At 44.9% G+C, this 15,500-nt stretch carries 11 protein-coding genes; 6 read left to right on the top strand and 5 right to left on the bottom strand.

Going from position 1 to position 15,500, the window contains the following annotated elements; translation table 11 throughout:
• The first annotated feature begins 83 nt into the window (after positions 1 to 83).
• The 6 genes from ACO06Y_RS20585 (at position 84) to ACO06Y_RS20560 (ending at position 7,728) form a co-directional block, all read left to right on the top strand.
• On the top strand, positions 84 to 833 hold the full coding sequence (locus ACO06Y_RS20585) for a DeoR/GlpR family DNA-binding transcription regulator (protein ID WP_422080925.1): 750 nt from the start codon (positions 84 to 86) through the stop codon (positions 831 to 833).
• 155 nt (positions 834 to 988) lie between these two features.
• On the top strand, positions 989 to 1,975 hold the full coding sequence (locus ACO06Y_RS20580) for an ROK family protein (protein WP_422080924.1): 987 nt from the start codon (positions 989 to 991) through the stop codon (positions 1,973 to 1,975).
• Complete coding sequence (locus tag ACO06Y_RS20575) at positions 1,965 to 3,134, top strand: MFS transporter (RefSeq protein WP_422080923.1); 1,170 nt, start codon at positions 1,965 to 1,967, stop codon at positions 3,132 to 3,134. The genes ACO06Y_RS20580 and ACO06Y_RS20575 overlap by 11 nt, the downstream gene beginning before the upstream one ends.
• Positions 3,135 to 3,145: 11 nt before the next feature.
• Positions 3,146 to 3,907 carry a sugar isomerase domain-containing protein gene (locus ACO06Y_RS20570; protein ID WP_422080922.1) on the top strand — a complete coding sequence of 254 codons (762 nt, stop codon included), beginning with the start codon at positions 3,146 to 3,148 and terminating at the stop codon, positions 3,905 to 3,907.
• A 70-nt stretch (positions 3,908 to 3,977) separates the two neighbouring features.
• Positions 3,978 to 6,482: a glycoside hydrolase family 9 protein gene (locus ACO06Y_RS20565; protein WP_422080921.1), complete on the top strand. Its 2,505-nt coding sequence runs from the start codon at positions 3,978 to 3,980 to the stop codon at positions 6,480 to 6,482.
• Between the two features lie 46 nt (positions 6,483 to 6,528).
• Positions 6,529 to 7,728 carry a heparan-alpha-glucosaminide N-acetyltransferase domain-containing protein gene (locus ACO06Y_RS20560; RefSeq protein WP_422080920.1) on the top strand — a complete coding sequence of 400 codons (1,200 nt, stop codon included), beginning with the start codon at positions 6,529 to 6,531 and terminating at the stop codon, positions 7,726 to 7,728.
• Between the two features lie 44 nt (positions 7,729 to 7,772).
• Here ACO06Y_RS20560 and ACO06Y_RS20555 read toward each other — a convergent pair whose 3' ends face one another.
• From ACO06Y_RS20555 to ACO06Y_RS20535, 5 genes are all read right to left on the bottom strand, one after another.
• Positions 7,773 to 8,852: an alpha/beta hydrolase fold domain-containing protein gene (locus ACO06Y_RS20555; RefSeq protein WP_422080919.1), complete on the bottom strand. Its 1,080-nt coding sequence runs from the start codon at positions 8,850 to 8,852 to the stop codon at positions 7,773 to 7,775.
• Positions 8,853 to 9,155: 303 nt separating this feature from the next.
• Entirely contained in the window at positions 9,156 to 10,817 is a 1,662-nt protein-coding gene (locus ACO06Y_RS20550; RefSeq protein ID WP_422080918.1) for a glycoside hydrolase family protein, read from the bottom strand.
• 77 nt (positions 10,818 to 10,894) lie between these two features.
• Complete coding sequence (locus ACO06Y_RS20545) at positions 10,895 to 12,316, bottom strand: alpha-L-fucosidase (protein WP_422080917.1); 1,422 nt, start codon at positions 12,314 to 12,316, stop codon at positions 10,895 to 10,897.
• An 85-nt stretch (positions 12,317 to 12,401) separates the two neighbouring features.
• Positions 12,402 to 13,823 (bottom strand): alpha-L-fucosidase, encoded by a 1,422-nt coding sequence (locus ACO06Y_RS20540; RefSeq protein ID WP_422080916.1) that lies wholly within the window; start codon positions 13,821 to 13,823, stop codon positions 12,402 to 12,404.
• A gap of 123 nt (positions 13,824 to 13,946) precedes the next feature.
• A complete protein-coding gene (locus tag ACO06Y_RS20535) occupies positions 13,947 to 15,497 on the bottom strand; it encodes a sulfatase (RefSeq protein ID WP_422080915.1) in 1,551 nt (516 codons plus the stop codon).
• Between the last annotated feature and the right edge of the window lie 3 nt (positions 15,498 to 15,500).

Below are 15,500 nucleotides of genomic sequence, written 5' to 3'. Positions count from 1 at the left end.
TTTTTTGCACTATTTCCCACTTTTTCTGCATGTTTTCTACATTTTCATGCAAAATCGTACATTTGAAGCCTTATTAGGTATACATGCAAAAAGACAAAAGACAGGAGGTAATTCTCGAAAAACTACAGTTGGAAGGTAAGGTGGCTACCTTACAATTGGCCGAAAAACTCTTGGTGTCCGAGGATACGATTCGACGAGATCTCAATGAAATGGCCCAAAAGGGACTACTTTCCAAAGTGCATGGTGGCGCAATTTCGTCCATTCAAAAATTATATTACTACAACGACAACGTCGTAAAAAATCAGGAGGAAAAAAATCGTATCGCGAAAAAGGCCTCAGGCCTGTTGCAAAATGGAATGACAATTATTATAAGCGATGGCACCACTAATCTCGCCTTTGCCCGGAGTATCCCAAAGGATTTAAAGGCCACAGTCTTTACCTATTGTTTGCCCATAGCCATGGAACTGACGGAACATCCGGGAATCGAGATTATTTTTTTGGGAGGGAAAATCGAGAAAAAATCCATGGTGAGTTTAGGAAATGAAGTCGTGAACAAATTCTCCAATATTCATGTGGATTTATGCTTTCTAGGCACGGGAAGCATAGGCCCTCTTGAGGGAATAACCGAAGGTTCGTATGAAGTTTCCCTGATTAAAAGAGCCATTATAGCCGCATCCGATAGGGTTATCTCGTTAGCTACTTCAAACAAATTGGGACGGCGACAGCCCTATGCCATTTGCAGACCCTCTGAAATCGGATTACTGATTACGGAGTTGGATCCAACGGACGACAGGTTGGCCGAATTTGCCGAAGCAGGGATTCAATTACGCTGATCCAATCGTATTTCCGCCTCCGCTATGGATTTCTGTCTGGATTATGCCAGATACCTGACCAATCTTAAATTTGCCGTTTTTTTGCATGTTTGTAAATATATTTTGCATTTTATATTCATTATTGAATATATTTATATCGAATACGCTGCGATTTCATGAAAAGAACGCCTACGGTAATCGGTATTGATATTGGTGGAACCAAGATTTCGGCCGCCTTGTTTCATCATCATGGGGACCTATTGCATAAGGAAGTGCAGCCCTTGGCCAGAAGAAAAGGGGAGGAGGTCATTGCTTTAATCGGTACTATGATGCAATCGCTGATGGATCATGCAGAAGGTTGGACTTACAAGGTAGTCGCTATTGGGGCCTGTGTCCCCGGCATCTACGATGCTATCAAGAAAACCGTTTGGGCCCCCAACATTCCGGATTGGAACCATATTCCTCTTCAGGACGAACTTAAGAAGTACCTGGACGATCAATCCATACATATCGTTTTGGAGAGCGACCGATCTTGCTACATCCTGGGAGAGGTCTGGAAAGGTTGCGCCAAAGATTGTGCCGATGCAATTTTTATCGCGGTAGGCACGGGTATAGGTGCCGGAATACTATCGGGTGGGAGAATTATCAATGGTAGTGGAGGTGTTGCCGGAGCCATTGGCTGGATGGCGTTGGAACCCCCTTACGATGAAAAGTATGATGCCTGGGGTAACCTGGAACATTATGCATCCGGTGACGGTATCGCACGGGGTGCCGTAGAACTATTGGAAAAAAACCGAACAGTAACCAGTCTTTTGGATGCCGTTCCAACGGATCAAATTACGGCACATCACGTTTTCGATGCGTATGAAAAACAAGATTCAGTCGCCGTTGAGGTCATCGAAAAAGCTATCGGGTATTGGGGGATGGCCTTGGCTAATCTTGTAAGCCTATTCAATCCCAGAAAGGTAATTTTCGGTGGAGGGGTCTTTGGACCTGCCGACCAATTTTTGGACCGCATATTGGAGGAGGCAAAGCAGTGGGCACAACCCCTTTCCATTGAAGAAATCCAACTGGAAACTTCGGCCTTAGGGGGTAACGCAGGTTTAATCGGTGCCGGATACTTGGCCCTTACTACCCTAAACGACCAAGTGCATGACGAATAAGGGGTATCACAAAAGTTATGTATTTACCGCAGCCTGCATTGGGATGTTGCTTTTTGGAGTCGTGATGATATCCTTGGGATCCATTCTTCCCGAAGTTACCGGGAAGTTTGTATTGAACGAAGCCCAAACCGGATTTTTGACCACTCTGCTGCCCTTGGGTATTTTGATGGGCTCCCTAGTCTTTGGACCATTGATCGATTGGTTGTCCTACAAAAAAATCTTAATCGCAGGGAGTATTTTTACCTTACTGGGGCTTGAAGGCATCGTGTTCGCCAAAAGCACAATTTTCTTGCAGGCGTCCGTTTTCTGTATCGGTCTTGGTGGGGGAATATTGAACGGTACTACCAATGCCATTGTTTCGGAGATCAGCGAAGAGAACCATAGCGCAAATCTTAGCCTATTGGGTGTTTTCTTTGGAATAGGGGCCTTGGGAACCCCTGTTATTTTGGGTATATGGAAAGTGCTGTATTCCTTTGAGACCATTTTCGCCCTGCTGGGTGCCCTTATTACTCTGCCGCTTCTTTTCTTTTTGATGATTCGTTTTCCAAAATCAGCAGAAACCAAGGGACTTCCTATCCAAGAAGGGCCGAAAATGGTAAAAGATCCCGTATTGCTCTTATTCGGCTTTATCCTATTTTTTCAAAGTGGCATCGAGGGACTGACCAATAACTGGACTACTACCTATCTGGAAACCATAAAGGAAATAAAGTCCGCCAACGCATTGTTTATCCTGTCCTCGTTCGTTGGGGCCATTACAATTACCCGAATCGCACTCGGTAAGATTCTCCGCATGTTCCCTCCCTTAAAGGTAATGGTCGTTGGTTTTGTCATTGTCTTTATAGGAGGCCTAATACTACTGTACGGAGCTTCATATGCCCTATTTATAGCCGGAATGTTGGCCATGGGGGTAGGCCTGGCAGCAGGATTCCCTGTTATTCTGGGCTATATCGGCCAGTTATATACCCACCTTTCAGGTACGGCCTTCAGTATTGTGATTACCATTGCCCTTATCGGAAATGTCCTAACGAATTATTTGATGGGCCAAGTTTCACAATATCAAGGTACTGGAGTGTTCCCCTATCTTATTCTGACCGCTGTACTTATGGTGCTCGTCTTACTGTATATCACACACAAGAAATATAATTCCAAAATAAGTTAAAATTCAATTTTATGTTAGCAAAGCAATGGCTGGATAATGCCAGAAACGTAATGGATAAAATAGAAAGTACCCAAATGGAAAACATTAAAAAGGTTGCCGTTATTATGGCCGATTCCATAGAAAAAGGAAAATGGGTACATACTTTCGGATGTGGCCATGCCACCCTCCCTATCGAGGAAATGTACCCTAGGATTGGTGGTTTTGTCGGGTTTCACCCTATTGTTGAACTGCCATTGACATTCTTTACCAACATTACCGGTCAAATGGGGGTAGATCAATTCATTTTCCTGGAAAGGGTGGAAGGTTATGGACGGGAAATCATGAAGGGCCATAATTTTGACAAAGAGGATACCATGTGGCTGTTTTCACATACCGGTGTAAACGCCGTAAATATCGATATTGCCCTCGAGGCCAAGGAAAAAGGGATGAAAGTAATCGTCTTCGGCTCCGCGGCGGAGGCCCGGGGCAAGACCACAAAACATTCCTGTGGAAAGACCTTGTTCGAATTGGCGGATTTGGTAGTGGATTCTTGTGCACCTTCGGAGGATGCATCAGTCCACTTAAAAAACCATATTGATAAAATTGGACCGGTTTCCACCATGGCCTTTGTCACTACCGTATGGATGACCGTAACCACAGTGGCCGAAATATTGGCGGATAGGGGTGTTAAATTACACATCCACCCCTCCCATAACATCCCGGGCGATTCCACCTCAAAACAACGATTGGCGGATGCCCTAAAGGAATACAAAAGAAGAGTAGCTTCTGTATAGCCTAACTTGCAAAATGCATTAGATCATAGCCCATACCATTAAAAACCGCATTTCTAAATTTCAACTCATTATGAAAAAGTATGTCGTCCTCCTTGGCGTAATCCTAATCATATCCTGCGTCCAGAATCGCACTACCGAAAAATCGGGAGTGGCCGTTGTTCGGATAAATCAATTGGGATATTTACCGGAAAGTATTAAAGTGGCGGTTTTCGCGGAAAAGGAGGCTACTTCGGTCAATTCGTTCTCGCTTTACGATGCCGAGACGGACAAAGAGGTATACGTCTCATCCACACCAGAATCAAAAGGTGCCTACGGACCCTTTACAAGCGCTTACCGCTTAAATTTTAGCGAATACCGAACACCGGGCACTTACTATCTTAAAGTGAATAGTACGCAATCCCCGGTATTTCGAATCAATGCGGATGTCTATGACCATTCTGCGGATTTCCTTTTGGAATACATGCGCCAACAGCGCTGTGGATATAACCCGTTTTTGACCGACTCCTGTCATTTGGATGACGGATACATACTGTACAACCCTGAAAGAGAGGGAGAACGGATTGATGTGACCGGAGGATGGCATGATGCCACGGATTATCTGCAATATACCGCTACCTCCGCCAATGCCGTTTTCCAGTTGTTGCTATCGTACCGGGACAATCCCGAAGCTTTTGGCGATGCCCATAGGGCCAATGGCTTACCGGGGCCCAATGGCATTCCGGATATTATCGATGAAGCCAAATGGGGCATGGATTGGCTTAAAAAGATGAATCCGTCTCCCACGGAGTTTTACAATCAAATTGCAGATGATCGGGATCATGTCGGTTACCGATTGCCCAATGAGGATTCCGTGGTGTATGATCCGAAACGAAAGGGGCGACCCGTATACTTGGCCAGTGGCGAAAAACAAGGCGTATTACAATACAAAAACCGTTCTACCGGTGTAGCATCCACGGCCGGTAAGTATGCTTCGGCCTTTGCCTTGGGTGCCTCGGTCTTGAATGATTTTTATCCGGGATATACGGATGACCTGCCAAAACGTGCCAAGGACGCTTATGACTTTGGTGAAAAAAATCCAGGAGTTAGCCAGACCGCACCGGGCAGTGCACCCTATTTTTATGAAGAGGACAACTGGATGGATGATATGGAACTGGCGGCGAGCAGTCTGTACAAGCTGACGCAGGACGAAAATTATAAGCAAAAGGCCCTTCATTATGCTTCCGAAGAAAAGATTACGCCCTGGATCGGACGTGATACGGTAGTGCACTATCAGTATTATCCCTTCTTGAACGCCGGACATAACGAACTGGCAACGGCCCTAAAATCGCAGGAAAAGGAGACCGTCGCTTCGTATTATGACATGGGTTTGCGTTTATTGCACGAGCGAGGGAAGGACAACCCCTTCTATATGGGCGTTCCCTTTGTATGGTGCTCCAACAATTTGGTAACCGCAGCGGTGACCCAATGCAAACTATACCATCAGTTGACCGGAGATGATACGTATCTTGAAATGGAAGCCGCCCTACGCGATTGGCTTTTTGGCTGCAACATTTGGGGTACCTCTATGGTTGTAGGGCTCCCCAAAAACGGAGATTACCCTGTAGATCCCCATTCTTCCCTCAATCATTTAGAGGGATATCAAACCTATGGGGGTCTGATCGATGGACCGGTTTATGGTTCCATAGCCAACAGTCTTATTGGGGTTGAACTTCACGATGAGGATGAGTATGCGGAATTTCAATCGGATTTGGTGGTCTATCAGGATGATGTGGGTAGTTTTTCCACCAACGAACCCACCATGGACGGTACAGCCTGTTTGGTCTATTATCTTTCGTCCTTGGAAAATGCAAGTATTACGGGAGGCCACCGTAAAAAGCAGTATACCTATGATCAAAGCGGCGCGATTATTCGAGGGGATAAGTCGGAAAGAAAAATAAATTTGATGTTCTCCGGGGATGAATATGCCGATGGTGGGGAAGAAATTCTTAAGGTCCTGGAAAAACATGGCATCAAAGCCTCGTTCTTCTTTACCGGAAACTTTTATAGAAACAAGAAGTTTGCTCCCCTCATTGAAAAAGCAAAAGATCAGGGGCACTATCTCGGGGCACATTCCGATAAGCATCTGCTGTACAACGATTGGGAGGAAAAAAAGCGATTGGTAAGCCAGGAAGAGTTTAAAGCCGATTTGAAGGCCAATTACGAGGAAATGGAAAAATACGGCATCAAGGACGCGCCGTATTTCTTACCCCCGTATGAGTGGAACGATGAAATCATTACGCAGTGGGCCGATCAAATGGAAATCGCCGTTATCAATTATACCCCGGGGACGCTTTCACACGCGGACTACACTACTCCAAAAATGGACAATTACCGAAGTACGGATCGTATTATGCAATCTATTTTGACCTTTGAGGAAAAAGAGGGATTAAACGGGTTTATGTTGCTCTCGCATATCGGTACGGAGTCCGATCGCACCGACAAGTTCTATTCCAGACTGGTTGAGCTGATAACGACCCTTAAAGAACGCGGTTATGAATTTGACACCTTGGAAAGCCTTTTGAGCTTAAAGGACTAAAGTATTGGCTCGATCCAAAAAAGGGTAGCGCAACAAAAACCGAGAAATGAAAAACACCGGCACGGCATCACCGAACCTTCGCATCAGGACCATCGATGTGCTACGCGCCTTGACCATGTTCCTGATGATTTTTGTCAACGATCTGTGGTCGCTTACCGGGGTTCCAAAATGGTTGGAGCACACCTTGGCCGAGGAGGACGGTATGGGATTTTCGGATGTAATTTTTCCACTTTTTTTGTTTATCGTAGGCCTGTCCATTCCGCTGGCCATTGATGTACGGTTTAAAAGGAAGGAAACCAACACCGCCATCCTCGGCCATATTCTTATGAGAACGATTGCCCTCCTGGTCATGGGTTTTTATATGGTCAATTACGGGGTAATCAATGAGGAAGCCACTGGATTGGATAAAAACATATGGCAAATTCTTATGGCCACCGCTATCTTTTTGATCTGGTTGGACTACAAGAGATTGCCCAATTTGCGGAAAGCGTTGGTTTGGGGATTACAGGCATTGGGCCTGTTGATCCTTATCTATTTAGCCTGGATTTACAGGGGTGGGGCATTAGAAGATATAAATTGGATGCGACCGCGATGGTGGGGGATTTTAGGCCTTATCGGATGGGCTTATCTGTTGAACGGGTTACTCTACTTAGTTATCCGAAAAAGGGTTATCTACTGGGTACCGATCTTTCTCTTGCTCTTGTTCATGAACATACAGGAAAACAACCATTTTGAATCCCTTCCGAGCTTTAAATTGGTCATTAGTGCATCCAATCATGTGTTGGTCATGGCGGGCCTGTTGTGTACGGTATTTTATTTGAAGTCAAAAAAGGCGGGAAAGAGAATATCTCAATTTTTAAGTCTTGTTGCCCTGGCCAGTGGCCTCTTTATCCTCTTTGGATTCTGGATTCGGCCGGCCTTCCCTATATCAAAAATTTTGGCCACACCCTCTTGGACGGCCATTTGTATCGGGATAAACTTGCTTTCCTATGTTTTACTCTACATTTTGGTGGATTGGTGGGGGTATTCCAAATGGGCAGATCCCATTAAGGCTGCAGGCACCAGTACGTTGACTTGCTACCTCATGCCTTATTTTATCTATCCCACCATCGTACTGGTCGGTTTTCAATGGCCAGAATTTCTGTCCGATGGTTTCATGGGTATTGTAAAATCGCTTCTTTTTTCCCTGGTCATTATACTACTGGTAAGGCTATTGGAAAAAAGAAATATCCGGCTTAAGATTTAAGCCATGTCCTAATCCTTTTTTTAGTTCATGGAGCTGAGCGGTATTTAGTCTCTTTTTGCTTTAGTTTTGTTTAAACCATCATCTTCGAATACCCTCTTCATGAAATCGAGAACTTTTTCTGCGGTTTCTTGGTTCTTATAGAATACATGTCCTTGACCTTCAATAATTTCCAATTCGGTAAACAGACCTTTCTTTTTATAGGCTTCGTATAGATCCTTCGCATCGTCGGGTACTACGGCATTGTCCTCGCTTCCGTGTATAAATTTCATAGGAGCATCATCTTCACTAATGTAGCGATACGGGGATATTTTATCAAACCATTTGGGTTTTTCACCCTTCATCCACGGCCATGAAAACCTTTTTCCGGTCAAAGCGGGGGTTGCCAACCCTACGGCTGCCTGTACCTTACTGGATACATGTAGGTTGCCCGTACTACCTTCCAAATCAGTTTCATTACCGGTAGTAGCCAGTATGGCTGCAAGGTGAGCTCCAGCGGAACCCCCGGAAACACCAATTTTTTTAGGGTCTATATGATATTTTTTCGCATTGGCCCGTACCCATCGAACGGCAGCCTTGGCATCATATACACATTCCAAGGGTGATTCTATCGCATGTAACAATCTGTAATCTATAGTAGCCGCCGCATAACCTTTTGATGCCGTATATCTTGCGAAACCTTCAAGCCATGCACGTTTATGCACGGCCCAACCCCCTCCGTGAATAAAGATTATACAAGGTACCGGTGCTTCAACAGCCGTATTTGGAACAAAAAGATCCAGGTTTTGCGGATAACCATTATGATATACATAGGCCATATTCAGATGCTCCCTATACCCTCCTAGAGGCGCTTCGAATGCAGTTTTATCCGTAATCAATTCGTATCCCAGTATTTTTGCCGCTTTTATAAACTCTTCTTTTTGCGCTCCTAAAAGGTTGTTCTCGGTACAAAATAAGATAAACTTGTCCAGGGGCTTATTTGGGTCGCTTACATGGGGATTGTCATAATAGACATCTTTGATGAATGCCCACCTGGCTTGATAATAGTCTGGTGATGGCGTTGTAATAATTGACTTTTCCAGCTCAAGAAATTTAGAGAACGGTTCTATCCATTCTACTTCGGCCATTGCTTGTTCATACAGGGCTGTATCGGTATTGGGCGTCCAGTCTTGTGAAAAGCAGAAAGAACCGGATAACAAAAAACATAATAGGAATAAAGATGTTGTCTTTTTTGTTGTTGAATGCGGTTGTTTTATTGGGCTGTTCTCATATTTCATCATTCTCAATTTGCATTTATGGTTAGATTATGTATCCTATGTCCTGTGCCTTTCTCTAAGGCTTCTCCCTTGATTCTTTCAGTTTTAAACAAATCATTTGGTATTGCAGACCTACAATGGCCTGTACTACAAATCCAAAAAGAATAAATCACTTCATTCAAAAGGGACGCCCTTTTTTTCAAAATGTACAGATTTCATCTGTGGATGATAAAGACTTATTTTGATCGTATATTTTTTTCCTTTTTTAAACGTTTTGTGGTAACCGTGGGGTATGGTTTCTCTCTGAAAAGGTTTTAGCCTGGGTACCTTCCCAGATATTGTTAGCCGTTCTATGTCCCCTTCAAAGTACTGGACTACAATTTTGGATCTTTTGGAAGACACCTGTCCAAAATTCTGAACTTCAATCACTAATTCTTCTCCATTTTCTTTGGATATTAGCTTGGGCATGCTGGCGGACAAAACAGGTTCTGAATAGTTCATTTTTGGCAAACGGGCATACCCGAAAAGTAATTTCCCTTTTGAGGATTTGCCCAATAGCTTACCCACAAAATTGGTATCGGTAATGCCATGGCCTTTCCCGTCAAAGGTAACCATGAGGTCCTTCCCTCTTTTCCGCGTTTTTTTGACCCCACTGCCGCGACCAAAGTTGACCTCTTCCGATGCTCCGAAACGGAGGGAGTTGATATCCATATCGGTATGCGGGTCAAACCCTTCTTCCGCCTTTATGTTTACCCTGATAATTTTTGTACCGGCATTGATTTTTTTGCGGTTCAGTATCTGCAATTGCCTGCCCACGGTCAAGGGGATGGTGATGTTTTTAGAACTGTGTCTATCATTGCTCAGATCATTCCATTTAATGGTATCGATTACGGCAAAATTGGCTTGGGTCGCCCTACCCAAATGGTCCTGCAAAACTTTGAGTCGTTCATATTTGAACCAATCCTCCTGGGTCCCATCGGTATATTGGGTTATTCCCGGTAAATATGCTTCACCTGGTTCCACTTTCCAATGCACCCCATTTTTAGAGCGCGAATAGTAGGCGATTCTACCCAACCAATCATTCACGATCATATGATACTGTATGTTGGTGCGCCAGATCACAGGGTCTTCAAAGCGCCCTTCCACAGGCGGATATACCCGCTTATCCGTTATTTGGTAATAGGGGGAAAGCCCATCTTTACTAAACCAGATACCGCCCCCTCTGCAGACCATGATATAGGAGCCGTCTTCTCGTTGCGCAAAACTGAGGTTGGACAAGCCTTCTATAATGGGCCTGTCCCTGGTATCAAATTCAAATTTTCCATATTTCCAGGGACCATTTATAGCGTCTGAAACATAACGGCCGTCTATGACGTAGATTACATACCGTCCATCCTTTAGTCGGAAGGCTTCCGGATTATGCCCCGGCCCTATGGTTTCCTTTACCTTAAAGGGACCAAAAGAGGTTTCCGAGATGGCGTGGACCACCTCGGAATTGATCCACTCCATATGTCCTTTTTGGGAATCTTCGCGCCACCTACATACAAAAAGGTGGTAGTTGCCATCGTCTCCCTTTAGCATATTTCCACCCCAATAGGACCATTGGGAATCCTCGATACCGTTGTCCACGTATCTTGGAATCACCTCCTTGGTGCCCCAGACCGTTTCGGTCAATTTACCCACGGGAGGTATCGCTAAAAAGCGATCCATAAACCGTCCGCCGTATGCCAAGTTTTCCCATTGGGCCGGACGTTCCCGTTCTGTTATTTGGGCATTAAGGACTTTACCGCTAACAATTAAAATTAACCCTAGTAAAACTGTACGTTCCAAATTCATAGTAAAGATTCCAATTGATCTTCGTTAATTACCTGAGTTATCCATGGACAAAACCAACAAAATGCCCAACACTGTCTTTATTGCATTCCACAATAATGATATATTGAGAACTCCCTTATGATGGGATTGGCTATGCTTTCCGTGACTTCGAGCTTGATCGATGACACTTCAACCTCATCAAATCGGGCAATATACTTGTGTCCTATACAACTTCCTTCGGCCAGTACTTTCCAACCCTTAGCTGTTTTTCCCTCAACCCTAAATTGCCGTACACGCTCCCCTTTGGAAATATCTTCCGTGAGCACCACCTGATTTACCTTTTGTTTGTCCAAAGCGTTTATGTCCAACCGTTTCCCTGAACCTGAAGAAGTGACCAAAGGATTGGAAAACCTCCGCTCTATTTCGTCACCAAACTCCTTGAGTCTAGCCACATCCAGGTCGGGAACAAGCCCTTCCGGAGTAATTACGGCACCTATGACAAAGTTGCTGTTTCGACCCACGGAGTTATAATACATTTCCACGAGTTTTTTGGTACTATGGACACCGTGTTCCTCATTGGGGTTCCAAAACCAGTTATGGACACCGTTTGCCCCCCGTAATGGGATGTCGACCATGGCGGGAGACCAGATTTCCCCATTGGGATCCCCTGTGTCGAGCAAAGGTTTCCAACGATCACCGGTATGCGATTCATTGTCCGCTGCTGGCATTGTGGCCCAGCATGGGTAACGCGCATACCCATCTTCATTGCCCACCCAACGATAATCGCTTCTTTTGGACGAATTGTAGAATATGGAATTGGGCTGGTATTTTTCAAAAATGGGCAGTACGTCGGGCCCTCCTTCATGGGGCAGCTTAACCCCGGAATCATACCAGATCTGTACCAGTTCTCCATACTTTGAACAGATTTCCTCCGTCATTTTTTCCGCCACGCGGTTGAATATCCCTTGCTTTTCGGTTCCTTTTCCACTTCCCCAATCCACATAATTCTCCAAAACACACTGGTAGAAATTTCTACAGGTACTTATATAAATCCCGGGTTCGATACCTTCCTTACGGCAAGAGGCCACAAAATCACCAAAGATATCACCCTTACCATCACGCCAGGGGGATTGTTTTAGGCCGTACGGGTAAAGATCGCTCTGCCATTGCATGAAGCCGTTGAAATGGGTACCGGTAAAAATGGCATACTTGGCACCCGCCGCTTTTGCGGCCCTGACCCATTGATCGGTGTCCAATTTTGATGGGTTGTAGGATTGTGGGTCAAACACCTTTTTTGAATAATTGTTTGGCGAATACTCCCCTTCTAGTATGGAGATATCCAAATGGAATATAACGCCTACCTCAAGATCCTGCCACATTTGTTGTGCCTTGGTGGGTATTGGGATACCCTTTTTTTCATCCGTACGTATGCCATTGGCAAAAATGCCACTTGCGGGGAGCAAGGAAAATGCCGAGGCCATTCCCGCTTTTTTGATAAAACCACGTCTATTGTCATTCATCTTTCATCGATTTTAGATTTGCGTTTTAGAGTATTCGCTACGCTTTCCATTTTATATGGGTACATCCCGTAAGTCCATGAATGTTTCATTTTATTCCACAATAATGATACATTGCGAACTCCCTTATAATGGGATTGGCTATACTTTCCATGACCTCGAGCTTAATCGATGACACCTCCATCTCATCAAATCGGGCAATATACTTATGTCCTATGCAACTTCCCTCGGCCAGAACTTTCCAACCCTTATCTGTTTTTCCCTCGACCCTAAATTGCCGTACACGCTCCCCTTTGGAAATATCTTCCATGAGCACCACCTGATTTACCTTTTGTTTGCCCAGGGCATTCATCTCTAACCGTTTCCCTGAATCTGAGGAAGTGGCCAGTGGGTCGGAAAACCTCCGCTCTATTTCGTCACCAAATTCTTTGAATCTATCCATATCCAGGTCGGGAACAAGCCCTTCCGGAGTAATCACGGCACCCATGACAAAATTGCTATTTCGACCTACGGAGTTATAATACATTTCCACGAGTTTTTTGGTACTATGCACACCGTGTTCCTGATCGGGGTTCCAAAACCAGTTATGGATACCGTTCGATCCCCGTAAGGGGACATCCACCATGGCTGGAGACCAAATTTCCCCATTGGGATCCCCGGTTTCGAGCAAAGGTTTCCAACTGTCACCGGTGTGCGATTCATTATCAGCTGCGGGCATTGTGGCCCAGCATGGGTAACGCGCATACCCATCCTCGTTGCCCACCCAACGATAATCGCTTCTTCTGGAAGCGTTGTAGAATATGGAATTGGGCTGGTACTTTTCAAAAATGGGCAGTACGTCGGGCCCTCCTTCATGCGGCAGCTTGACCCCGGAATCATACCAGATCTGTACCAGTTCCCCATACTTTGAACAGATTTCTTCCGTCATTTTTTCCGCCATGCGGTTGAATATCCTTTGTTTTTCCGTTCCTTTTCCACTTCCCCAATCCACGTAATTCTCCAAAACACCATGGTAAAAATTTCGGCAGGTGCTTATAAAAATCCCGGGTTCGATATCTTCCTTACGGCAAGAGGCCACAAAATCACCGAAAATATCACCCTTACCATCACGCCAGGGGGATTGTTTTAGCCCGTACGGGTACAGATCGCTCTGCCATTGCATGAAGCCATTGAAATGGGTACCGGTAAAAATGGCATACTTGGCGCCCGCCGCTTTTGCGGCCCTGACCCATTGATCGGTGTCCAATTTTGATGGGTTGTAGGATTGTGGGTCAAACACCTTTTTTGAATAATTATTTGGGGAATAATCCCCAGCGAGTACACCTAAATCCAAACAGAATATGACACCTATCTCAAGGTCCTGCCACATTTGTTGGGCCTTGGTGGGTATGGGGATACCCTTTTTTTCATTTCTACGTATGCCATTGGCGAAAATGCCACTTGCGGGGAGCAAGGAAAATGCCGAGGCCATTCCCGCCTTTTTGATAAAATCACGTCTATTGTCATTCATCTTTTCATCGAATTTAGATTTATGTTCCAGAAAATATTCGTTATGTTTTCCATTTGAAATGGGTACATTAGGTAATTCCTGGCTTCTTTTATTTCCTTTTTTGCTATCACCAAGTAGATGGATTTATGGTTGTTCAAAGTGTGGGTTAGGATGTGGCATTTGGGCACCGACCTCTACTCTCCAATGATGCAATAAATCAACGAGCTGTTTTACTTTTTCAGGTGCTTCCTTGGATAGATCATTTTGTTCCCCAATATCCTTGCGGATGTTGTACAGCTCAACATTCATATCCTCATAGAACTCTATGAGTTTGTAATCCCCTAGGCGTACCGCTCCGGAAGGGCGACCTCCCAAGCCACCGCTATAATGTGGAAAATGCCAGAAAATGGGTCTCGTTTTTTGATCGTTGCCCTCCAATATGGGTTTAAGGGTAACACCGTCCCTATGTTGATGAGGTATCAAATCCAAACCAGCCATATCCAGCAGTGTGGGGTACAAATCCGTACTGTTTACCGAAAAATGGGAAGAGGAACCTTCCTGAATCCGTTTCGGCCATTTAATAATAAGCGGTTCCCGTATTCCCCCTTCATATAGGTAACCTTTTCCGACTCTTAAGGGTAGGTTGGTGGTGGGAATATGTTCCATGGCATTGCTCGTTGCCATGCCCCCATTATCCGAGGTAAATACAATGATGGTATTTTCGGTCAGCTTATTTTCTTCGAGGCACTGCAACAAGCGGCCTACATTTTCATCCATGCTTTCGATCATGGCGGCATACTGCGGCCTATTTTGTCTATGTTTGTAAAATGTTCCTTCTTCCTGGGAAAATGGTTCTTCGTCGGTAAACATTTCCGAGAACTTTCGGGTATACTTTTTTACTTTTTCGGGTTTTGCCTGTAGCGGCAGGTGTACCGTGTAAAAGGATAAATAGGCAAAAAAAGGAGCATCTTTGTTCGTATTTATGAATTGAATCACCTCATCGGTCAACCGGTCCGTAAGGTATTCCCCTTCAGGGCCATCGGTTAATTGCGGATTTTCATAGGGCGAAAAATACCCTCCACTTGGGTGTCCGGTCTTGTTTCCTGCGATATTGATATCAAAGCCCTGGAATTGTGGATAGTATTCCTCTTTTTCCCCCAAATGCCATTTTCCGGCGAACATGGTTTTGTAGCCGGCATCTTGAAATGCCTCGGCAAGGGTGTATTCTTCCAAATGGAGCTCCAGTTCAAAAGGCTGGGACACCAATTTTTGATCTTTATGGGGCCCATAATGCCGATTTCCTGGAATCCAATCCGTAAGATTCAACCTAGCGGGATATTTTCCACTCAAGATAGCGGCCCTGGTAGGCGAGCAGATGGGACTTGCCGCATAGGCATTCGTAAAGACCATCCCTGCTGCAGCCAATGCATCCACATTGGGCGACTCGTAACTGCTACTTCCAGTGTATCCTAAATCCGAATAGCCCAGGTCATCTACCAAGATGAACACGATATTGGGTTTTTCGGCCCTACTATCGTTAGAACAAGCCACTAAAGCGATTGCACAGAACACTAAAAAGGTACTGTAAATCGTATTCATCATTGTATCAAAGGAATTCCATTTCGCTGTTCGTTTCCTTATTATGGTTACAAGCAATAGCGTACTAAACTTGTAACATTGTTCCACTACCTTCATAGC

This window comes from Ulvibacterium sp. (assembly GCF_965228935.1).
Classification (GTDB): Bacteria; Bacteroidota; Bacteroidia; order Flavobacteriales; family Flavobacteriaceae; genus Ulvibacterium.
Note: the sequence above shows the minus strand (reverse complement) of the source record. Positions and strands in the feature narration are given on the sequence as shown.